A 19,843-nucleotide genomic window follows, 5' to 3' on the forward strand; every position below is an offset into this window, starting at 1 on the left:
GTCCTCTTCATGGCAACCCTGGCCGCCACCCGCTGGAACCCCACCATCCAACGCCACTTCCAGCAACTTACCGACCGAGGCCGACCCAAGAAGGTCGCCCTCGTCGCCTGCATGCGAAAGCTGCTCGGCATCCTCAACGCCATCGTCAGGACCCAACAGCCATGGCGTGCCGCTTGACCCGCAACACGGTCGCTCAGTACTTCCGCAGCAGCCCGATCAGCCTTCCCTGGACCCGCACCCGGTCGGGGCCGAAGATCCGCGTCTCGTAGCGCGGGTTCGCTGCTTCCAGGGCAATCGAGTTGCCGCGGCGGCGCAGCCGCTTCAGCGTCACCTCGTTCTCATCCACCAGGGCAACCACGATGGAGCCATTCTCCGCCGTGTCGCCGCGGCGGATGATGACCGTGTCGCCATCCAGGATGCCGGCCTCCACCATCGAATCGCCGGCTACCTCCAGCGCGTAGTGATCGCCGGCGCCGATCAGCGCGGCCGGGACCTCCACGCTGCTGCCGGAATCCCGCAGCGCCTCGATCGGCAGGCCCGCGGCGATTCGGCCATAGAGCGGCAGGTGAACCGCCGCCGCCTCATTCGCCGCCTTCGGCACCCCGGGCAGGTTGGTGGCGAAATTGCCGCGAATGACATTGGGGGCGAAGTTCGCCTCCCGCGCCGGGGCGGATGCCGCGGCCTCGGCCGCCGTCCGGCGGGGCGCCAGGTTCTCCGGCAGGCGGATCACCTCCAGCGCCCGGGCGCGGTGGGCGCGGCGGCGAAGGAAGCCTCGCTCCTCCAGGGCGGTGATCAGCCGGTGGATGCCGGATTTGGACTTCAGCTTCAGCGCCTCCTTCATCTCCTCGAAGGAGGGGGAGAAGCCGGTCTGGCGCAGATGCTTGTCGATGAAGATCAGCAGCTCATGCTGCTTGCGCGTGAGCACCTTATCGCCTCCGTCCCCGGACAGAGCTCCCTCCCGCCGCGCGGGAACAAAAGGGCAACCGGGTAGGCCCGTTCTACGAAGGTTCTCCGCGTCGGGTCAAACGGTTTTCCACAGAGACCGCTCCAGATGGTGAGCCGAGTCGCAGCTTTGCGGACTCGTTGCCATTCAGCAGGAGCATCCCCGGATGCGGTCCCTGGCGGGACACCGCGGCGGAGGCGTCAACTCGGATCGTGGGAGGCCCTGACTGGCGGAATGCGCGAAGCCGCGAAGAATGCGGCAGGCGGGTCATGCCGCCCGGAGCATCCGCTCCGGCGCTGTTCCCGCTAGATCCCCAGCTCTCCCAGCGGAATGACCTCCACCGGGGCGCCCGCCGGCAGGGCCGGGGCGCGCGGGGCACGCAGGATCAGCGCCTCCGCCCGCGACAGCACCTTGAGCATGGAACTGTCCTGGAGCGGGAAGGGCGTCGCCACCGGCTCGCCCTCCGCCCCGGTGCCGAGGGTGGCGCGGAGATGGTCGAACCGGCGGTCGTTCTCTGCCAGCGGCGCGCCGGCCAGGGCGCGGATCGTGCGCGGCGGGCCGCCCGGCAGGCCGGAGAGCCGCTCGACCGCCGGGACCAGGAACTGCACGGCGCAGACCAGGGCGGAGACCGGGTTGCCCGGCAGGCCGAGCACCGGCGTGGCGCCGAGCCGACCCCAGATCAGCGGCTTTCCGGGCCGCATGGCGATCTGCCAGAAATCGAGCGCGAAGCCCTGTGGCCCGAGCGCCGCCTGCACCAGGTCGTGGTCGCCGACGCTCGCACCGCCCGTGGTCACCAGCAGGTCGCAGGCCCGCGCGGCGATGGCGGCCTCCGCGATGGCACGCGAATCGTCGGGAGCGATGGGCAGGACCAGCGGGTCGCCGCCGGTGGCACGGACCAGGGCGGCGAGCGCATGGGTGTTGCTGCTGACGATGCCGCCCAAGGGGATGGGCTCGCCGGGCAGGGCGATCTCGTCGCCGGTTGCCAGCAGCCCGATCCGTGGGGCCCGGTGCACCGTGACCCAGGGGTGGTTGGCGGCGGCCGCCAGGCCGATATCGCGGGCAGTGAGGCGCCGGCCGACCGGCAGCACCTCCTCACCCTCGGCGAAGTCGAGCCCGCGGCGGCGGATCCAGCGGCCCTGGCGCACGGTCTCCATCACCCGCACCCAGCCCTCGGCGGCCTCGGCATCTTCCTGCAGCAGGATGGCGTCCGCACCCGGCGGGACGAGGGCGCCGGTGAAGATGCGGACCGCCTCGCCCGGCCCGACCGAGCCGTCGAAGGGGTGGCCGGCCGGGGCGCTGCCGATCACGGCGAGCGTCGCGCCCTCGGTCGCCTCCGCGGCCCGGACGGCATAGCCATCCATGGCGGAGACATCGGCCGGCGGCTGGGTGACGCGGGAGAGCACGGGGCGGGCAAGGACCCGGTTCCACCCGGTGGCGAGCGGTACGGTCTCGGCCGGGGTGGCGGAGAGGGCCGTCAGGATACGGTTGCGGGCTTCCTCGACCGAGATCATCACGCTTCCCCCGAAGCCCTTGTCCCTGTGGCAAATCCCATGGCGCGGGCCTCGCGCGGCATGGTCACTCCGCCTCGTAGGTTCCTGACTTGCCGCCGGATTTATGGACCAGGCGCACGGCCTCGATCCGCATGCCGCGATCGATCGCCTTGCACATGTCATAGACCGTGAGCGCCGCGACCGTGACCGCGGTCAGAGCTTCCATCTCGACTCCGGTCCTGCCGCTAAGCTTCACCAAGGCTTCGATATCCACCGCATCCGGCGGTGCTGGCGTCAGGTCCACCGTGACCTTGGAGATCATCAGCGGATGGCAGAGCGGGATCAGGTCGCTGGTCCGCTTGGCGGCCATGATGCCGGCCAGCCGGGCGATGCCGAGGACATCGCCCTTGCCGATCTGGCCCTCCTGGATTCGGGCCAGGGTCTCCGGCGCCATCACCACCCGGCCGCGCGCGATCGCGACCCGCTTGGTCTCCGCCTTGGCGGAGACGTCGACCATCGCCGCGCGGCCCTGGTCATCGAAATGGGTGAAGCCGGACATCAACCCGCCCCGGCCGCCAGCGCCGCCGTTGGAAGCCCTTTCGGAGGCTCAATAGCTGAAGGAAAAAGCTTCAAGATCAGTTTCTTGCGGCACATCGTTGAGTTCGTCTCAGAGCGCATGGACGAGCGCATGCGCCGCCTTCGCCACATCCGGCTGGCGCATCAGGTGTTCGCCCACCAGGATGCAGCGGGCGCCGACGGCGGCCATGCGGCGGACATCCTCGGGCGTGCGGATCCCGCTTTCGGCGACCGGGATGCGGTCGGCCGGGATCAGCGGGCACAGCTCCTCCGAAGTCGCAAGATCGGTCTGCAACGTCCTGAGATTGCGGTTGTTTACCCCAACCAGCCGGGTCTCCAGCCCGAGCGCGCGATCGAGCTCGGCGCGGTCATGCACCTCCACCAGCACCGCCATGTCGAGGCTGCGGGCGATGTCCTCCAGCTCCTGCGCCGTCTCGTCGGCGAGGGCGGCCATGATCAGCAGGATGCAGTCGGCGCCCATCGCCCGCGCCTCGAAGACCTGCCAGGGATGGACCATGAAGTCCTTGCGCAGCACCGGCAGTGGGCAGGCGGCGCGGGCGGCCTTCAGGTGCTCTGGCCTGCCCTGGAAATAGGGCTCGTCGGTCAGGACCGAGAGGCAGGTGGCGCCGCCTTCGCAATAGGCCTCGGCCAGCGAGGCCGGCTCGAAGGGGTCGCGGATCAGCCCGCCGGAGGGCGAGGCGCGCTTGATCTCGGCGATCAGCCCAACCCGGCCATCCGCCACCGCATGGCAGAGATCGCCGATGAAGTCGCGCGGCTTCGGGGCGCTGCGGGCCTGCCGCTCCATCTCGGAGAGCGGCGTGGCCGCGGCCCGCTCCCGCACCTCCTCGTATTTGTCGGCGAGGATGCGGGCGAGGGTGTCGGGCACCTCGATGGCGGGTGCGGTGATATGGGGGGCGTTCATGGCTCGGGGCTGTGGCGGCTGCGGGGGGCGGTCATGCGACGGTGGCCTCCTTGAGGCGGGCGAGTACGCCGGCTGCGGCCCCGCTGTCGATCGCGCGGGCCGCCATCGCCGCGCCGGCGCGAAGATCTGAGGTGCGGCCGGCGACCACAAGGGCGGCGGCGGCGTTCAGCAACACGATGTCGCGGTAGGGGCCGGGGGTGCCCTGCAACAACGCGAGGAGGGCCGCGGCGTTCTCCGCCGGCTCGCCGCCCCGGATGGCCTCGGGCGGGGCGCGTTCCAGCCCGGCATCCTCGGGGGCGATGGTGAACTCCCGCAGCGCCCCGTCCTGCAGCGCCACCACCTGGGTCTCGCCGGACAAGGCAATCTCGTCCAGGCCCTGGCCATGCACCACCCAGGCGCTCTCGGTGCCAAGGCGGGCCAGGGTCTCCGCCATCGGCCGCAGCCACTGGGAGGAGAAGGCGCCGGTGAGTTGCCGCTTCACCCGGGCCGGGTTCGCAAGCGGCCCGAGGATGTTGAAGATGGTCCGCGTGCCAAGCTCGACCCGGGGGCCCGCCGCGTGACGCATGGAGGCATGGTGGCGCGGCGCCCAGAGGAAGACCATACCGGCCGCGGCCAGCACCGTCTCCAGCCGGTCCAGCGGCACTTCGAGATTGATGCCGAGCGCCGCCAGCGCATCGGCGGCGCCGGACTTCGAGGAGAGCGCCCGGTTGCCGTGCTTCGCGACGGGCACGCCGCAGCCGGCGACGACGAGCGAGGTGGCGGTCGAGATGTTCAGGCTGCCGGAGACATCGCCGCCGGTGCCGACGATGTCGATGGCGTCGGCCGGTGCCTCGATCGCCAGCATGCGGGCGCGCATGGCGCGGACCGCGCCGGTGATCTCCGGCACCGTCTCGCCCCTGACGCGCATGGCCATCAGCAGCCCGGCGATCTGCGCCGGCGTCGCCTCACCAGCCATGATGACGCCGAAGGCGCCCTCCGCCTCGCTCTCGGCCAGCCGCTCCCCGGCGGCCAGGCGGCCCAGGACCGGCTTGAGCGAGTTCACGCCGGGACTCCGGCCTTCGCCCTGGCGAGCGACAGGAAATTCCGGAGGAGGTCATGGCCGTGCTGGCTGGCGATGCTCTCCGGATGGAACTGCACGCCCCAGATGGGCAGGTCGCGATGCGCCAGGCCCATGATCAGCCCGTCCTCGGTCCAGGCGGTCGCCTCCAGCGCCGGGGGCAGGTCTTCCTGCCGCACCACCAGGGAATGGTAGCGGGTGGCCCGGAAGGGGTTCGGCAGGCCGGTGAAGAGATCCGTGCCGCGGTGGTGGATGTCCCAGACCTTGCCATGGATGGGCTCGGGCGCCCGGATGACCGTGCCGCCGAAGGCCTGGCCGATTGCCTGGTGGCCGAGGCAGACGCCCATCAGCGGCACCCGCGCCGCGGCGGCGGCGCCGATCAGCGGCAGGCAGATGCCGGCCTCGTTCGGCGTGCAGGGGCCGGGCGAGAGCAGGATGGCGTCCGGCCGCATGGCCAGCGCCTCCTGGCTCGTGATGGCGTCGTTGCGCCGGACCTCGATCTCCACCCCCAGATCGCCCAGGAAGTGGTAGAGGTTGAAGGTGAAGCTGTCGTAATTATCGATCAGCAGGATCATGGCGCGGGAGTCTCGGACCGCTGCGCGGCCGGGTCAAGCGAGTGGTCCGCCGGCGCGGGGGCCGGGCGCTGTTCCGCCGGCCGCGGCGCCGAGGACAGGACCAGGGGCGGGGAGGACGGGCCGCCGATCACGTCGAAATCGAAGTCGGTGCGCTGCATGCTGGGCTCCTGGGTGTCGGGTCCGTCACCGGGCCGGCAGCGTTCGCGGGGGTAGGGGTCCAGAGACGCGAAAGCCGCCAGCGGGGTGGCGGCTTGGGTTCTCTCTGCTCTGCGCGAGGTCCTAGGCCGCCGGTGTGTACCAGCGGTACCAAAATCGCGCGGTCGGGGCTGTGTCCCTGGACATGTGATGGAGACTAGAGCGCGGCCGGGCGGCGGGCAATAGGAGGCATGCATGGCTGCAGCGCATCGGCGCGATACCGGGGCCGGGTCGAGCGTCCCGGCCATCCTCCGCGCCGAACCGGCTGCCCCCGGCCCGGCCCGGCCGCGTCCGCCCGGGGCAGGGCGCAGGCATCGCCTGCCCGGCCGCCCGCCCGAGGCGGGCGCCGCTCAGAACCCGTAGAGGCGGGCCGGATTCGCCACCAGGATCGCCTGGCGCTGGTCCTCGCGCGGCGCCCATTGGCCGAGCGCGTCCAGCAGCACGCCGTCATCCGGCACTTCCTCCGGGCTGTGCAGCGAGGGGTGCGGCCAGTCGGTGCCCCAGACGCAGCGATCGGGCGCGGCGGCGATCATGGCACGGGCCATCCCGGCGACATCCGCATAGGGCGCGCCGGCGGAGGAGCGGTAGCCGCAGAGCTTGGCCCAGGCGCCCTTCTCCAGCAGGCGGATCATGGCCTGGAAGCCGGGACTGGCGACGCCGCCCTCGGCCGCCTTCACCCCGCCCATATGGTCGATGACGACCGGGCAGGGCAGGCGGGCAAGCACCTGCTCGAGCGCCACCATCTCCTCGGCATGGGCATAGAGTTGGAGGTGCCAGCCAAGCGCGGCCAACTTCTCCCCCAGCGCCTCGAGCTGCTCCAGCGGCGTGCCGTTGCCGGAGACGGCGTTGAAGCGCACGCCGCAGGCGCCGCGCGCGCCCATGGCGCGCAGCGACGGCAGGTCGAAGCCGTCATCCACCACGAGGACGGCGCGGGCGCGGTCGCGGCCCAGCGCCTCCACCGCGTCCAGCGTCACGGCATTGTCGGTGCCGTAGATGCTGGGCTGGACCACCACGGTGCGCTCCAGGCCGATGGTCGAGAGCATGTCCCGGTACATGGCGACGGAGGCCTCGGGCGGGGTGTAGCCGCGGCCCGGCGAGAGCGGGTAGCGCTCATAGGGCCCGAAGATGTGCATGTGGCAGTCGGTGGCGCCGGGCGGGGCTTTCCAGCCGGGCTTCGAGGTGACGGCGCGCGGGCCGGGGCAGGGGCGGGTCATGGCGTTCCTCCTGGCCCGGCATCGGGCGGCGCGCCGGGACGGCTGTCAATCCGTGCCGGCATTCCGGGCGCCGGCGCGGGACCTTGCCCCGGCGGCGCGGCATTCCTTCTCCGCATCGCTCCGGGAGGACGAGACGTGACCGCGACCCGCTTCACCGAACTAGTCGGATGCCGCCTGCCGATCCAGCAGGCCGGCATGGGCGCCGTCGCGCCCCCCGCCCTGGTCGCCGCAGTGTCGGAGGCGGGCGGTCTCGGGATGCTCGGCACGGCCCGCGGCGGCCTCACGCCCGCCACCCTGGCGATGCTGCTCGACGAGGTACGGTCCCGCACCAGCCACGCCTTCGGGGTGAATTTCCTGGTCTCGCCGACGCATCTGCTCGGCCTGCACGGGCGGCCGCCGCTCGATCTCGCCTGCATCGAGTTGGCGGCGCGCGCCGCGCGGGTCGTCGAATTCTTCTACGGCGACCCGGACCCGCGGCTCGTGGACCTGGCCAAGCGCCACGGGACCCTGGTGAGTTGGCAGGTCGGCAGCCGCGCGGAGGCGATCGCGGCGGAGGCGGCAGGCTGCGACCTGATCGTCGCCCAGGGACAGGAGGCGGGCGGCCATGTCCGCGGCACCACCGGCCTGTTCCCCCTGCTGGCCGAGGTGCTGGAGGTGGTGCGGGTGCCCGTGCTCGCCGCCGGCGGCATCGGCACGGCGCGGTGCGTTGCCGCCGCGCTCGCCGCCGGTGCGGAGGGGGTGCGCATCGGTACGCGCTTCATCACGGCGCGCGAGGCTAATGCCCATCCCCGCTACGTCGAGGCGCTGATCACGGCACGGGCCGAGGACACCATTTATACCGGCGCCTTCGCGGGCGGCTGGCCGGATGCGCCCCATCGTGTCCTGCGCTCCTGCCTCGCCGCGGCGGAGGCCCTGACGGACGATATCGTCGCGGAAGTCTCCCGGCTCGACGGCAGCCGGGCGCCGGTGCCGCGCCTTGCCACCGGCGTCGCCGATGCGACGGCAACCGGACATGTGGAAGCCATGTCCCTCTGGGCCGGGCAGTCCGTCGGCGCGGTCAGGGGGCGCCAGCCTGCCGCCGAAATCCTGCGCGAACTGGCGGCCGGCCTGCCCAGCTCCGAGGACCGATCGCGCGGGGCGTGAACCGGCCCGCCGGCCGGCCGTGCCCGTCCCCAGCCGCCGCGTGGCCGCTACTTCCGCCCGGCGGCGAAGCGCACCGCCTCCTCCGCCGCGCGGAACAGCGCGCGCGCCTTCTGCCGCGTCTCCTCATATTCGGCGACCGGGTCACTGTCCGCCACCACGCCGGCGCCGGCCTGCACATGCATGACCCCGTCCTTCACCAGCGCCATGCGCAGGCCGATGCAGGTGTCCATCCCGCCATCGGCGCCGATATAGCCGAAGCCGCCGGCATAGACCCCGCGCCGGCTCGGCTCCAGCTCCTCGATGATCTCCATCGCCCGGACCTTGGGCGCGCCGGTCAGCGTGCCCGCCGGGAAGCCGGCGGCGAGCGCATCGATCGCGGTCAGCCCCCTGCGCAGGCGCCCCTGCACCTCGCTCCCGATATGCATCACCTGGCTGTAGCGCTCGATCTGGAAGGAATAGGGCACGCGGACGCTACCGATCTCCGCGACGCGGCCGACATCGTTGCGGCCGAGATCGAGCAGCATCAGATGTTCGGCCCGCTCTTTCGGGTCGGCCAGCAGCTCGGCCTCCAGCGCCTTGTCCTCCTCCGGCGTCGCGCCGCGGCGGCGGGTGCCGGCCAGCGGCCGGATGGTCACCGTCCCGTCGCGCAGCCGCACCAGGATCTCGGGGGAGGCGCCGACCGCGGCGAAGCCGCCGAAGTCGAAGTGGAAGAGGAAGGGCGCCGGGTTGATCCGCCGCAGCGCGCGGTACAGCGCGAAGGGCGGCAGGGCGAAGGGCACCGAGAAGCGCTGGCTGGGGACGATCTGGAAGCAGTCGCCGGCGCGGATGTACTCCTTCGCCGTCTCGACGGCGGCGATGAAGCCTTCCCGCGTGAAATTGCTCCCGGGCTCCGGCAGGGTCGGCAGGCTGACCGGCGCGGCGGGGCGGGGCAGGGGGCGGTCGAGCGCCGCCTCCGCCTCGTCCAGCCGGGCCTGTGCCGCCTCCCAGGCTGATCTGGGGTCGAGGCCCGATGTGCCTTCCTGGGGCCAGACCGTGGTGAAGAGGCTGAGCGCGTCCCGCACATGGTCGAAGACCGCGACCAGGGTCGGCCGGATCAGCACCGCCTCCGGGATGCCGAGCACATCGGCATTCTTCGCCGGCAGCCGCTCCATCAGCCGGACCATGTCATAGCCGAGATAGCCGAAAAGCCCGGCCGCGATCGGCGGCAGGCCGGCCGGCAGCGGCATCTGCATCTCGGCGATCAGGGCGCGCAGGCTGTCCAGCGCATGGCCCGGCACCGGCTCGAAGGCATGCGGCGCGGCCAGGGCGTGGCGGTTCATCTCCGCCTGGCCGTTGCGGCAGCGCCAGATCAGGTCCGGCTCCATGCCAATGGCGGAGTAGCGCCCGCGCGCGGCGCCGCCCTCGATGCTTTCCAGCAGGAAGCTGTTCGGCCGGCCATGGGCGAGCTTCAGGAAGGTGCCGACCGGCGTGTCGAGATCCGCGACCCTCTCCCGCCACAGCACCTGGCCCTGCCCGGCGGCAAGACCTGCGCTGAAGCTGGCGAAATCGGGGAGCGACATTGGTCAGGATCCTGTCAGTGGGCCAATCGGGGCCGGGTCCAGGGGTCGCCCGACCCCTGGTGGGGGAGGTCTGGAGGAGGGCAGCGCCCCCTCCATCCTTGCTGGTTCTAGCGGCTGCCGGTTTGCATGGCGAGGCGCCTGCGGCCTGTCCTAGGCTGCCCGCCAGGCGAGGTCGGTCGCCCGGCCTTGCCCAAGGGGACAAGGGAGAAACGCCATGACCACCCGTCGCACGCTCCTCGGGGGCGCGGCCGCCGCCATGCTCGCCAGCCCGCGCCTCGCCGCCGCGCAGACCTCGCCCGGCGTCACCGCCACCGAGATCCGCATCGGCAACACCATGTCCTACAGCGGGCCGGTCTCGAATCTCGGTGTCCAGGGCAAGACGATCGACGCCTATTTCCGCTTCGTCAACGACCAGGGCGGCATCGCCGGGCGGAAGATAAGGTTCCTCTCCTATGACGATACCTACAGCCCGCCGAAGACGGTCGAGCAGGTGCGGCGGCTGGTGGAGCAGGACCAGGTCGCCTGCCTGTTCAGCAATCTCGGCACCCCGACCAACAGCGCCATCCTGCGCTACACCAACCAGCGCAAGGTGCCGAACCTCTTTCCCTCCACCGGCGCCGACAAGTGGAGCAACTACAAGGACTATCCCTGGACCATCGGCTTCCCGCCGAGCTACCGGATCGAGGCGCAGCTCTACGCCAAGCACATGCTGGAGGCGCGGCCGAACGGGCGCATCGCCATCCTCTACCAGAATGACGATTTCGGCCGCGACTACGTGCATGGCGTGCGCGACGTGCTCGGTGCGCGCTTCGATGACATGACGCGGCTCGCCAGCTACGAGAGCACCGACCCGACCATCGACTCGCAGCTCATCAGCCTGCAGGCCACGGGGGCGGAGGGCCTGGTGCTGGCGGTGGTGGCCAAATTCGCCTCCATGGCCATCCGCAAGATGCACGAGATCGGCTGGAAGCCGCTGACCTGCGTGCATTACGGCGCGGCCTCGGTCGGCGTGGTGCTGCAGCCGGCGGGGCTGGAGAAGGCGGTCGGCCTGACCCATGCCGCCTATCTGAAGGACCCGACCGACCCGTCCTGGGCCGAGGACCCGGCGATGAGGGAATGGCGGGCCTTCATGGAGAAGTACATGCCGGGCGCCGACCTGACGGATGCCAACTCGGTCTATGGCTACAGCGCCGCGAAGGTGATGGAGCAGGTGCTGCGGCAATGCGGCCAGGATGCCTCGCGCGAGAACATCATGCGCCAAGCGACGAATCTCAGGGATATCGAGATTCCGACGCTCCTCCCCGGCATCCGGCTGAACTCCAGCCCGACCAACTACCGGCCGGTCCGGCAAATGCAGCTCCAGCGCTTCACCGGCCGCACCTTCGAGCGCTTCGGGACGCTCATGGAGGGCTCGGTGAGCTGAGCGGCCGCCATCGTCACCCTGTCATGGCTGGCCCCGCGGCCGGCCCTGGCGACGGCATCCCCGGGACCGGGGAGGGCCCGGCGCCGGCCTTCCTGCCTCAGGGCTGCGCCAGCGCATCCAGCATGCGCGGGTTCACCCGGACATCGGAGCGCGCCCGCAGCGCCGCCAGGAACTGTACCTCCAGATCCTCGGCGACCGACTGCTCGACCTCCCGCCGCAGCCGGTCGAGCCCGGCGGTGTCGGCCTCCGGATTGCCTGGCGTGATCTCCAGCACCTGCGCCACGGCGAAACCGTCCCGGGTGCGGACCATCGTCGCCTCGTTCGGCTGCAGCTGGAAAAGCGGCCCGAGCAGCTCGGGCGGGACCGCCGCGCCGGTGCGCGGGGTGCGCCCGACCGCGCCTACCTCGCGCGAGCCGAGCCCGGCTTCCTGCGCCGCGGCCGCCAGCGTCCTGCCCTCCCTGGTCGCGGCCAGCAGGGCGGCGGCGCGCTCCTCCTGCGCCCGGAGGCGGGCATCCGCCTCCCAGGCCTCCCGCACCGCGGCCTCGACCGTCTCGAAGGGGCGGAGGGCGGGCGGGGCGATGTCCTTGATCTCGATCGCGACGAATCCCGCCTCGGTTTCCTGCAGCCGCGGCGCGGCGCCGCGGTCGGTGGCGAAGACGGCCCGGAGCAGCGGCGCGCGCGCAGCCTCGATCACCGGCAGCGGCACCGGCCGGCCCTCGGCATCCAACCCGTTCGCATCGGCGCGGAAGCTGGCGAGGCCGAGACCGAAGCGCTGCGCCACCTCGGCCAGCGTGGCGCCACCGGCCAGCGCGTCCTCCACCCTGTTCGCCCGCTCGAAGGCGATATCGGCGGCCTTCTCCTGCGCCAGGTCGCGGCGGAGCTGATCGCGCACCTCCGCCAGCGGCCGGCTATGGCCGGGCTCTACCGCTTCCACCTTGAAGACATGCCAGCCGAAGGGGCTCTGCACGGGGGCGGTGACGCTGCCCTCGGGCGCCCCGAAGGCCGCCTCGGCCAGTTCCGGCACCGGCAATCCCGCGCGATCCACCAGGCCGAGCTCCAGCGCCTGGCCGCCGGCCGCCTGGGCCTGGGCCGCGATGGCCTCGAACTCCGCCCCCGTGGTCCAGGCGCCGGAGATCTCGCGCGCCTTCTCCTCCTCGGGCAGCAGGGCCTGGGCCAGGCGGCGGCGCTCCGGCGTCTCGAACTGGCCGCGCCGCGCGTCATAGGCGGCGGCGATCTCCGCCTCGGTCACCTCCACCTCGCGCGAGAGCAGCTCGGCGGTCATCACGGCCACCGTCGCCTCCCGGTATTCGGGGGAGGAGAAGCGCTCGGGATTGTTCTCGTGGAAGCGGCGGAGCTGCGCCTCCTCCGGCGCCGCCGGCTCGGGCGCCGCCGCGGCCGGCAGGCTGACCAGCGTCACGCTGCGCTGCTCCTCCAGCCAGCGCAGCAGCGGCTTGGCCAGCGCATCCGGACCGGTGGCGCCGGAACGCACGGCCATGGCGATCTGCTGGCGGGCGAGGTCGGCGCGGATCAGCGCGAGGAAGCCGGGCTCGCTCAGGTCGTTGCTGCGGAGGAAGTTCTGGAAGGCGGCCTGGGAGAAGCGGCCGTCCAGCCCCTGGAATCCCTGGATGGAGAAGACGAAGTCCCGCACCGCGCTGTCCGGGACCGCGATCTTCAGGCGCTCGGCCTCGGCGCGCAGCACCTGGTCCAGCACGAGCTGGTCCACTGCCCGTTCCGCGACCAGGCGGCGGAGGCGCGGGTCATTCTCGAATTGCGGGCCGAGCTCGCGGGCAAGCCGCTGCATTTCCCGCCGCATGGCGGCCTGGCCTTCCTCCAGCGTCACCGGCTGGCCGCCGACGCGGGCGATGGAGGTATCGGGGGCGAAGAGGTTCTTCGCCGTGTCGCCGATGCCCCAGACGGCGAAGGAGAGGATGAGCAGGACGAAGAGGGCCTTGGCGACCCAGGTGCCGGCGAGGCGGCGGAGGGCGGTGAGCATCGGTGTCCGTGCGCGCGTTTGGTCGTTCCCTTAGCCTGCCACCGCCCCGGGGGAAACACTCGGGGCGCGGATCGCCGGCTCGGCAGGGGCTGGACCGGTACAGGCCTGACCCCGTCAGGCCCCAGCCGGTCTAGAGCAGATAGCCGGAGGCCGTGAACGACCGAAGGCGTGAATCTGCTCGGAAAACAAGGAGCTACAGCGGATTGCGTTCAGTTCTGAACGCAATCCGCTGTAGCCCGGGAGGGCGCCGGTTGCCAAATGGGGGCACCGCGGATACGGGGACGGGCCTGGAATGGAGGACGGCATGACCCCCGGAGTGCGCCCGCTGATCGCCGGCAATTGGAAGATGCACGGGTCCCTGGCCGAGGCCGCTTCGCTGGCCGGCGCGGTGCGCGCGGGAGCCGCCGGGGCGCCGGCCGCGGAGCTGCTGGTCTGCCCGCCCTTTCCCTATGTCCACCTGGTCGCCTCCCAGGGCGGGGCGGGCCTCGCCGTCGGCGCGCAGGATTGCCATGCGGCGGCGAAGGGCGCGCATACCGGCGACGTCGCCGCGCCCATGCTGAAGGATATCGGCGCGACCTATGTGATCCTCGGCCATTCCGAGCGCCGGGCGGACCATGCCGAGTCGGATGCCAAGGTGCGGGCGAAGGCCGAGGCGGCGCTGGCGGCGGGCCTCATCCCGATCGTCTGCGTCGGTGAGAGCGAGGCGCAGCGCCTGGCCGGGGAGGCCGAGGCGGTGGTGACCGCCCAGCTCGATGGCAGCCTGCCGGATGGCTTCGCCGCCGCCAGTGGCGTGGTGGCCTATGAGCCGGTCTGGGCAATCGGCACCGGCCGGACCCCGACCGAGCCGGACATCGCCGCCATTCATGCGGCGATCCGGGCCAATCTGGTCCGGCGCTTCGGCAAGCCAGGGGAGACGCTGCGGATCCTCTATGGCGGCTCGGTGAAGCCCGGCAATGCCAAGGCGATCCTGGCGCTGCCGCATGTGGATGGCGCGCTGGTCGGCGGCGCCAGCCTGGTGGCGACGGATTTCCTGGCGATCGCGGCCGCGGCGGGCTGATCCGGCCGGGGCCGCCTGGGTGGGTCCCGGCCCGGATGCGCCCGCGCCCGGGGCTCCGGCCGCCGCCGATCGGCAGCGATGCCGGACCTGCCGGTGGCGCCCGTGGGCGGGGAGCATCATGGGCGGGCGCGAAGGCCCGGGATGGTGGCGCCGCTCCATGGACGCTCCGCCATAGGCGCCATCCGGTTCGGATGCAGCACCGGGGCGGATGGGCTGCCGCCCCCTGATGGCAGGCGGTGACTTCCTGCCGGGCGATGGCCAGCGGGCATGCTCCCTCGCCGGGGCGGGCGGCGTCCCGCATCGGCGACCGGGCGTCACCCCGGAGCCGCGCCCGCGCCGGACAGGCACTCCGCCACCGCGCGGGCCAGGGCCGCCTGCTCGAAGGGCTTGGGCAGCCGGGGCACGCCCGGCAGCACCGCCTCCTGCACCTCGGCATAGCCGGTCGCCAGCAAAACGGGCAGGCCGGGGCGGATGCGCCGCACCGCTTCCGCCAGTTGCAGCCCGGTCATGCCCGGCATGGCGAAATCGGTGATCACCAGGTCGGCCTGGACGCCGCCGCGCAGCAACTCGATCGCTGCGGGGCCAGAGGCGGCCTCAACCGCGACATGGCCCAGATCCTCCAGCATCGCGGCCGTGCTCGCCAGGACCAGCGGGTCGTCATCCACCAGCAGCACGGTGCCGCGGCGGGTCGCTGGCAGCGGCGCCGCCTGTGGCTCCGGGCGGCCCGCCGGCACCGCCCCGGCGCGGGGCAGCCAGAGCTCGGCGACCGTGCCCACCCCCCTGGCGCTGTGCAAGGTGAAGCGCCCGCCGGACTGGGCCGCGAAACCGTGCACCATCGGCAGGCCGAGCCCGGTGCCCTTGCCGACCCCCTTGGTGGTGAAGAAGGGCTCCATCGCCTGGGCCAGGACCGCCTCGTCCATGCCTTCGCCGGCATCGGCGACGCTGAGCACCACATAGGGGCCCGGCGGCAGGCCGCCCGGCTCGCCGCGCATGACCTGCCGTTCCTCCGCGCTGATCGCCACCTCGCCGCCCCGCGGCATGGCATCCCGCGCATTGGCGACGAGGTTCAGCAGGGCGAGCTCGAGCTGGTTGGCATCCACATGGACCGGTGGCAGTCCAGGCGGGAAGTCGCAGCGCAGATGCGTGCCGGCGCCGAGCGCGCCCCGCAGCAGGTCCGCCATCCCTTGCACCAGCTTCGGCAACTCGACCAGCGCCGGGTTCAGCACCTGGCGCCGGCCGAAGGCGAGCAGCCGCTGGGTCAGCGCGGCGCCGCGCTGGGCGCCCTGCAAGGCGTTCTCCAGCAGCCGCGCGGCGCGCTCATCCCCCTCCGGCAGCCGCTTGCGCAGCAAGGCCAGGCTGCCGAGCACCACGGTGAGCAGGTTGTTGAAGTCATGCGCGATACCGCCGGTGAGCTGCCCGACCGCCTCCATCTTCTGCGCCTGCCGCAGGCTCTCCTCGGTCGCTCGGTGGCGGGCCATCTCCTCCCGCAGCCGCTGGTTCGCGGCATCCAGCGCCTGCGCCTGTTGGGCAAGGCTCAACCGCAGGCGGAGATTGGCGGCGAATTCGCGGGAGGAGCGGCAGGCGCTGAGGGTCAAGGCGCCGAGGAAGACGAGGATCATGGCCGCGGCGGCGAGGCCGCGTTCCGATCCCTCCAGCGCGTAGCGGGCGACCAGGGGCAGGCCGGCCGGCAGGATGAAGGCGAGGACGGCCGGCAGATGGGCGTGGTGCAGCCCGGCGGCGCCGGCGCACATGCCGCCGACGAGGAAGACCCAGAAGAGCTGCCAGGTTTCCGAGGCCGGCCAGAGCCAGGCGGCGCCGCCGCCGAGGGCAAGGCCGGCGGCGAAGGTCCCGCAGCAGCCGATGACGCTCCAGAACCCTGTACGGTCCCGGGCCGCCGGATCGCGCCGCCAGGCGCGGGCCGAGAGCAGCCGCAAGGCCGCGACCAGCACCATCGCCGCGCACCAGGCCAGGGCGCGTCGGTCGCCCTGCACGCCGATGAGAATGGCTGTCATCAGGGCCGCATTGACCAGGCTGACCGCCGCCGCGAGGGGTGCCTGGCGGAACAGGGTTGCGACCCGTGCGGCGCGCAGCTCGGCGGCATCCGTCAGGGGCGCGTCCCGGGATGCCCTGCTCTCGGCGGGCCCCGCCTGCCGGCGGCCTGAGGTCCCTGGTCGCATCGCCCTGCGCCTCCGCCCATGGCCTCGTCGGTAACCGATACACTGCCGGCGCATCCGTGCGCAGTGCGCGCCCTTGCCAAATTATAAAATCTTCCTGCGTTACATCACCATTGCTCGCGTCGTGCTTGAGGCCAGCCGCTTGCGTCGACGCCGGCGCGCCGCATATCGCCGGCAATGCTGCCCGATCCCCGCCTCCGGCCCGTCCTCATCGGCTCGGACATCTATCGTCGCTCGACCTACGGCCCGAAGCATCCGCTGGCCATCCCGCGCGTCTCCACCACGCTCGACCTGATCGAAGCCATGGGCTGGCTGCCGGAAGGCGGCTGGGTGCCGGCACCTATGGCAACGCCGGAGCAACTCGCCCGCTTCCATCACGCGGACTACATCGCGGCCCTGATGCGGGCGGAGGCGACGCAGCAGGCGGACCCCGAGGACAAGGCGCGCTTCCATATCGGCGCGCATGGCAACCCGGTCTACCGGGAGGTCTTCTCCCGCCCCGCGACCTCGGCCGGGGGCTGCATGCTGGCGGCACGGCTGACCGAAGCGGGCGGCGTGGTGCATTGCCCGGGCGGCGGCACGCATCATGGCCGGCCGGACCGGGCCAGCGGCTTCTGCTACCTGAACGACCCGGTGCTCGGGCTGCTCGCCTGGCTGGACCAGGGCCTCGACAACATCCTCTACATCGACATCGACGCGCATCACGGCGATGGCGTCGAGGACGCCTTCCATGACGACCCGCGCGTCTTCACCCTCTCGGTGCATGAGTGCGAGCGCTGGCCCTTCACCGGCAAGGCGACCGATCGCGCCGGTGGCCATGCCCGCAACCTGCCGGTGCCGGCGGGCTTCAACGACAGCGAGATGCTCTGGCTGCTGCATCAGGCGATTCTGCCGATCGTGCGGCACCTGCGGCCGCAGGCCATCATGCTGCAATGCGGGGCGGATGCGCTGGAGGAGGATCCGCTCTCGCGCCTCGGCCTGTCCAACAACGCCCATTGGGGCGTGGTGCGGGCACTGATGGGGGAGGCGCCGCGGCTGATCGTGCTGGGCGGCGGCGGCTACAATCCCTGGTCGGTCGGGCGCTGCTGGGCGGGCATCTGGGCCGTGCTCAACGGCCATGAGGTGCCGGAGCGCGTGACGCCCGAGGCGGAGCGGGTGCTGCGCGGGCTGACTTGGCACCGCGCGGCCGGGCGCAACCCGCCGGAGCACTGGTTCACCACGCTGCGCGACGCGCCGCGGCCGGGCGTGGTGCGGGCCGAGGTGCAGCGCGTCGCGGCGGCGGCGATGCAGGACCTGCCCCTGCCGCCGGCGCAGGCGGCAGGCAGGTTGCAGCGGATCGCCGCGCAGGGCTGAAGATCGCTCCCTTGCCGCGAGCGGCCCCTTGCAACGGGTTGATTGTAGAGCCGATTCATGCTGCCGGGCGTTCACGCCCGTCCGCGATCCGCTGTAGCTCCTTGTTTTCCGAGCAGATTCACGCCTCCGGTCGTTCACGGCCTCCGGCGATCTGCTTTAGCCCGGCGGCAGATCAAGGATGCACCGGGCGAATTCCGCCGGCGCCTCCTGCGGGACATTGTGCCCGACCAGGGGGATCACGCGGCGCTGGTAGAAACCCGTGAAGAATCGCGCATGGCCGGCCGAGCCCTCGACCGGCCCGACGCCATCGCCCGCGCCATGCGGCGCGATGGTCGGCACCGTGATGCGCGGCTGCCGGGCGAGCGCTTCCTCGATCCCCTCCAGCGCCGGATCGCCCGGGGCATAGGCATAGCGGTGGCGATAGGACTGGATCACGACATCCACGAAATCCGGGTTGTCGAAGGCCGTGGCGCTGGCGGCGAAGGTCGCGTCGTCGAAATCCCAGTTGGGGGACCACAACCTCCAGAGCAGCTTCGCGATCCCGGCGCGGTTGGCGGCCAGCCCGGCTCGGCCGCGCTCGGTGTGGAAGTAGTACTGGTACCAGAAGCGATGCTCCTGTTCCGGTGCCGCCGGCGTCACCGAGGCCGCGATGTCCTGGATGTTGTAGCCCGTGCAGGTGACGAGGCCGGCGCAGCGCTCCGGCCAGAGCGCGGCGACCACGCAGGCGGCGCGCCCGCCCCAGTCATAGCCCGCCAGCACCGCGCGCGGGACGGAGAGCGCATCCAGCAGGTCCAGCAGGTCTTTCCCCAGCGCCGCCTGCTGGCCGGAGCGGGGCGTGTCGGCCGAGAGGAAGCGCGTCGGGCCATAGCCGCGCAGATAGGGGAGGATCACCCGCCGCCCGGCCGCGACCAGCGGCGGTGCCACCTCATCATAGCCGCGCGGCGCATAGGGGAAGCCGTGCAGCAGCACGACCGGCGGGCCATCGGGCGGCCCATGCTCCTCATAGGCGATCTCGAGGGTCGGGGTGCGGGCGGTGCGGAGCTCGGCCATGGCGGGGAGGATGGGCGCGGCAGGCGGGGCAGGGAAGGGGCGTTGGCCGGCGCTGCCCCCGATGGCATGGTGGCGACATGCTCCGCCGCTCGCTCCTCGCCCTTGCCGGGCTGCTCGCCGCCCGGCCCGCCCCCGCCCAGACCGGCCCGCAGCCGAAACTGCCCGAGGAAAGGCTGGTCATCGTCACCCGCGATGGCAGGCGCCACGAGTTCCGGGTGGAGATGGCGCTGACGCCGGAGCAGCAGATGGTCGGGCTGATGTTCCGCCCGAGCGTCGGGCCGGAGGAGGGCATGCTCTTCGACTGGGGCACGCCGCGCGAGTCGGCGATGTGGATGCGCAACACCATCACCTCGCTCGACATGATCTTCATCGCCGCGGACGGCCGCATCCACCGGATCGCGGAACGGACGGTGCCCCATTCGCTGGCCTCGATCGAGAGCCGCGGCCCGGTGCGGGCGACGCTGGAACTCGCGGCCGGCACGGCGGAACGGCTGGGCCTGCGGGTGGGTGACCGGGTGCTGCAGCGCATCTTCGGCAACGCGCCCTGACTGGCCGGGCAGGGCTCTCCCGCAACTGGTCAGGCGCCGGGACGCTCTCTTGATGCCCCAAAGATGCGTCTGGCCCATTGCCCCGGCGGCCCGGGGCCCATAGGTTGCGCGCGACGGGGCGTGGCGCAGTCTGGTAGCGCATCTGCTTTGGGAGCAGAGGGTCGCTGGTTCGAATCCAGTCGCCCCGATTCGTGTGACCAAGGACCCGTCATGCCCGGCCCAGCCCAGACCGCCCGCATCTTCATGCCGCCCCGCAACGCCATGCAGTCCGGCAAGGGGCGCACCCAGGAATGGGTGCTGGAGTTCGAGCCGGGCGAGAAGCAGCGCCTTGATCCGCTGATGGGCTGGTCCGGCTCCGGCGATACCCGCGGCCAGGTTCGGCTGCGCTTCGCGACCCGGGAGGACGCCGTCGCCTATGCCGAGGCGAACGGGCTGCGCTACGAGATCGAGGAGCCGAAGCCGGTCCGGATCAAGGCCAAGGTCTATGCCGATAATTTCCGCTTCGGCCGGACGGACAACTGGACTCATTGAATCCCGGCGGCCGCCACGGCCGCCATGCCAGCTGCCCCCG

The 19,843-nt window shown here is 72.1% G+C and carries 18 protein-coding genes, 1 tRNA gene and 1 pseudogene; 8 read left to right on the plus strand and 12 right to left on the minus strand.

The window, feature by feature from the left end; all coding sequences use genetic code 11:
- A pseudogene (locus LHA35_RS07575) lies at positions 1-177 on the plus strand (IS110 family transposase); the annotation flags it as partial.
- 16 nt (positions 178-193) lie between these two features.
- Here the strand turns inward: LHA35_RS07575 and lexA are convergent.
- The 8 genes from lexA to LHA35_RS07615 form a co-directional block, all read right to left on the minus strand.
- Positions 194-925, minus strand: a complete 732-nt coding sequence (gene lexA / locus LHA35_RS07580) for a transcriptional repressor LexA (RefSeq protein ID WP_226606542.1) — start codon at positions 923-925, stop codon at positions 194-196.
- A 323-nt stretch (positions 926-1,248) separates the two neighbouring features.
- On the minus strand, positions 1,249-2,454 hold the full coding sequence (locus LHA35_RS07585) for a molybdopterin molybdotransferase MoeA (RefSeq protein WP_226606543.1): 1,206 nt from the start codon (positions 2,452-2,454) through the stop codon (positions 1,249-1,251).
- A 64-nt stretch (positions 2,455-2,518) separates the two neighbouring features.
- Complete coding sequence (gene moaC / locus LHA35_RS07590; RefSeq protein ID WP_226606544.1) at positions 2,519-2,992, minus strand: cyclic pyranopterin monophosphate synthase MoaC; 474 nt, start codon at positions 2,990-2,992, stop codon at positions 2,519-2,521.
- A 108-nt stretch (positions 2,993-3,100) separates the two neighbouring features.
- On the minus strand, positions 3,101-3,931 hold the full coding sequence (gene trpC, locus LHA35_RS07595; RefSeq protein ID WP_226606545.1) for an indole-3-glycerol phosphate synthase TrpC: 831 nt from the start codon (positions 3,929-3,931) through the stop codon (positions 3,101-3,103).
- Between the two features lie 31 nt (positions 3,932-3,962).
- Entirely contained in the window at positions 3,963-4,973 is a 1,011-nt protein-coding gene (gene trpD, locus LHA35_RS07600; protein WP_226606546.1) for an anthranilate phosphoribosyltransferase, read from the minus strand.
- Positions 4,970-5,563: an anthranilate synthase component II gene (locus LHA35_RS07605; protein WP_226606547.1), complete on the minus strand. Its 594-nt coding sequence runs from the start codon at positions 5,561-5,563 to the stop codon at positions 4,970-4,972. Before LHA35_RS07605 ends, trpD begins: the two co-directional genes overlap by 4 nt.
- Entirely contained in the window at positions 5,560-5,721 is a 162-nt protein-coding gene (locus tag LHA35_RS07610; protein ID WP_226606548.1) for a hypothetical protein, read from the minus strand. The genes LHA35_RS07605 and LHA35_RS07610 overlap by 4 nt, the downstream gene beginning before the upstream one ends.
- Positions 5,722-6,108: 387 nt before the next feature.
- Positions 6,109-6,972, minus strand: a complete 864-nt coding sequence (locus LHA35_RS07615) for an amidohydrolase family protein (RefSeq protein WP_226606550.1) — start codon at positions 6,970-6,972, stop codon at positions 6,109-6,111.
- A 135-nt stretch (positions 6,973-7,107) separates the two neighbouring features.
- On the opposite strand from LHA35_RS07615, the gene LHA35_RS07620 reads away from it, so the two are divergent.
- Positions 7,108-8,115 carry an NAD(P)H-dependent flavin oxidoreductase gene (locus LHA35_RS07620; RefSeq protein WP_226606552.1) on the plus strand — a complete coding sequence of 336 codons (1,008 nt, stop codon included), beginning with the start codon at positions 7,108-7,110 and terminating at the stop codon, positions 8,113-8,115.
- 47 nt (positions 8,116-8,162) lie between these two features.
- On the opposite strand, the gene trpE is transcribed toward LHA35_RS07620, so the two are convergent.
- Positions 8,163-9,674 (minus strand): anthranilate synthase component I, encoded by a 1,512-nt coding sequence (gene trpE, locus LHA35_RS07625; protein ID WP_226606554.1) that lies wholly within the window; start codon positions 9,672-9,674, stop codon positions 8,163-8,165.
- Positions 9,675-9,888: 214 nt separating this feature from the next.
- Here trpE and LHA35_RS07630 point away from each other — a divergent pair, with 214 nt between their 5' ends.
- On the plus strand, positions 9,889-11,097 hold the full coding sequence (locus tag LHA35_RS07630) for an ABC transporter substrate-binding protein (RefSeq protein WP_226606556.1): 1,209 nt from the start codon (positions 9,889-9,891) through the stop codon (positions 11,095-11,097).
- Positions 11,098-11,194: 97 nt separating this feature from the next.
- On the opposite strand, the gene LHA35_RS07635 is transcribed toward LHA35_RS07630, so the two are convergent.
- A complete protein-coding gene (locus tag LHA35_RS07635) occupies positions 11,195-13,090 on the minus strand; it encodes a peptidylprolyl isomerase (RefSeq protein WP_226606558.1) in 1,896 nt (631 codons plus the stop codon).
- Between the two features lie 316 nt (positions 13,091-13,406).
- On the opposite strand from LHA35_RS07635, the gene tpiA reads away from it, so the two are divergent.
- Positions 13,407-14,147 (plus strand): triose-phosphate isomerase, encoded by a 741-nt coding sequence (tpiA, locus tag LHA35_RS07640; RefSeq protein ID WP_226606863.1) that lies wholly within the window; start codon positions 13,407-13,409, stop codon positions 14,145-14,147.
- A 314-nt stretch (positions 14,148-14,461) separates the two neighbouring features.
- Here tpiA and LHA35_RS07645 read toward each other — a convergent pair whose 3' ends face one another.
- On the minus strand, positions 14,462-16,159 hold the full coding sequence (locus LHA35_RS07645) for an ATP-binding protein (protein WP_226606560.1): 1,698 nt from the start codon (positions 16,157-16,159) through the stop codon (positions 14,462-14,464).
- Between the two features lie 339 nt (positions 16,160-16,498).
- Between LHA35_RS07645 and LHA35_RS07650 the strand changes: the two genes are divergently transcribed.
- Positions 16,499-17,674: an acetoin utilization protein AcuC gene (locus tag LHA35_RS07650; protein ID WP_226606563.1), complete on the plus strand. Its 1,176-nt coding sequence runs from the start codon at positions 16,499-16,501 to the stop codon at positions 17,672-17,674.
- 156 nt (positions 17,675-17,830) lie between these two features.
- Here LHA35_RS07650 and LHA35_RS07655 read toward each other — a convergent pair whose 3' ends face one another.
- A complete protein-coding gene (locus LHA35_RS07655; RefSeq protein ID WP_226606567.1) occupies positions 17,831-18,724 on the minus strand; it encodes an alpha/beta fold hydrolase in 894 nt (297 codons plus the stop codon).
- A 77-nt stretch (positions 18,725-18,801) separates the two neighbouring features.
- Here LHA35_RS07655 and LHA35_RS07660 point away from each other — a divergent pair, with 77 nt between their 5' ends.
- The 3 genes from LHA35_RS07660 to LHA35_RS07670 all read left to right on the plus strand — a co-directional run bounded on the left by LHA35_RS07660 (position 18,802) and on the right by LHA35_RS07670 (position 19,803).
- Positions 18,802-19,272 carry a DUF192 domain-containing protein gene (locus tag LHA35_RS07660; protein ID WP_226606569.1) on the plus strand — a complete coding sequence of 157 codons (471 nt, stop codon included), beginning with the start codon at positions 18,802-18,804 and terminating at the stop codon, positions 19,270-19,272.
- 114 nt (positions 19,273-19,386) lie between these two features.
- Positions 19,387-19,460, plus strand: a tRNA-Pro gene (locus LHA35_RS07665).
- 22 nt (positions 19,461-19,482) lie between these two features.
- The gene (locus tag LHA35_RS07670; RefSeq protein WP_226606571.1) at positions 19,483-19,803 is read left to right on the plus strand and encodes an ETC complex I subunit; all 321 of its coding nucleotides are present in this window, start codon (positions 19,483-19,485) and stop codon (positions 19,801-19,803) included.
- Positions 19,804-19,843: the final 40 nt, after the last annotated feature.

Origin of the sequence: Roseicella aerolata, from assembly GCF_020523605.1 — a bacterium.
GTDB classification, from domain to species: Bacteria; Pseudomonadota; Alphaproteobacteria; order Acetobacterales; family Acetobacteraceae; genus Paracraurococcus; species Paracraurococcus aerolatus.

Excerpts from the sequence above, each read along its gene's own strand:
- LHA35_RS07585 (WP_226606543.1), bottom strand. The coding sequence starts at position 2,454 with ATGATCTCGGTCGAGGAAGCCCGCAACCGTATCCTGACGGCCCTCTCC.
- moaC (WP_226606544.1), bottom strand. The coding sequence starts at position 2,992 with ATGTCCGGCTTCACCCATTTCGATGACCAGGGCCGCGCGGCGATGGTC.
- trpC (WP_226606545.1), bottom strand. The coding sequence starts at position 3,931 with ATGAACGCCCCCCATATCACCGCACCCGCCATCGAGGTGCCCGACACC.
- LHA35_RS07605 (WP_226606547.1), bottom strand. The coding sequence starts at position 5,563 with ATGATCCTGCTGATCGATAATTACGACAGCTTCACCTTCAACCTCTAC.
- LHA35_RS07610 (WP_226606548.1), bottom strand. The coding sequence starts at position 5,721 with ATGCAGCGCACCGACTTCGATTTCGACGTGATCGGCGGCCCGTCCTCC.
- LHA35_RS07615 (WP_226606550.1), bottom strand. The coding sequence starts at position 6,972 with ATGACCCGCCCCTGCCCCGGCCCGCGCGCCGTCACCTCGAAGCCCGGC.
- trpE (WP_226606554.1), bottom strand. The coding sequence starts at position 9,674 with ATGTCGCTCCCCGATTTCGCCAGCTTCAGCGCAGGTCTTGCCGCCGGG.
- LHA35_RS07630 (WP_226606556.1), top strand. The coding sequence starts at position 9,889 with ATGACCACCCGTCGCACGCTCCTCGGGGGCGCGGCCGCCGCCATGCTC.
- LHA35_RS07635 (WP_226606558.1), bottom strand. The coding sequence starts at position 13,090 with ATGCTCACCGCCCTCCGCCGCCTCGCCGGCACCTGGGTCGCCAAGGCC.
- LHA35_RS07645 (WP_226606560.1), bottom strand. The coding sequence starts at position 16,159 with ATGACAGCCATTCTCATCGGCGTGCAGGGCGACCGACGCGCCCTGGCC.
- LHA35_RS07650 (WP_226606563.1), top strand. The coding sequence starts at position 16,499 with ATGCTGCCCGATCCCCGCCTCCGGCCCGTCCTCATCGGCTCGGACATC.
- LHA35_RS07655 (WP_226606567.1), bottom strand. The coding sequence starts at position 18,724 with ATGGCCGAGCTCCGCACCGCCCGCACCCCGACCCTCGAGATCGCCTAT.
- LHA35_RS07660 (WP_226606569.1), top strand. The coding sequence starts at position 18,802 with ATGCTCCGCCGCTCGCTCCTCGCCCTTGCCGGGCTGCTCGCCGCCCGG.
- LHA35_RS07670 (WP_226606571.1), top strand. The coding sequence starts at position 19,483 with ATGCCCGGCCCAGCCCAGACCGCCCGCATCTTCATGCCGCCCCGCAAC.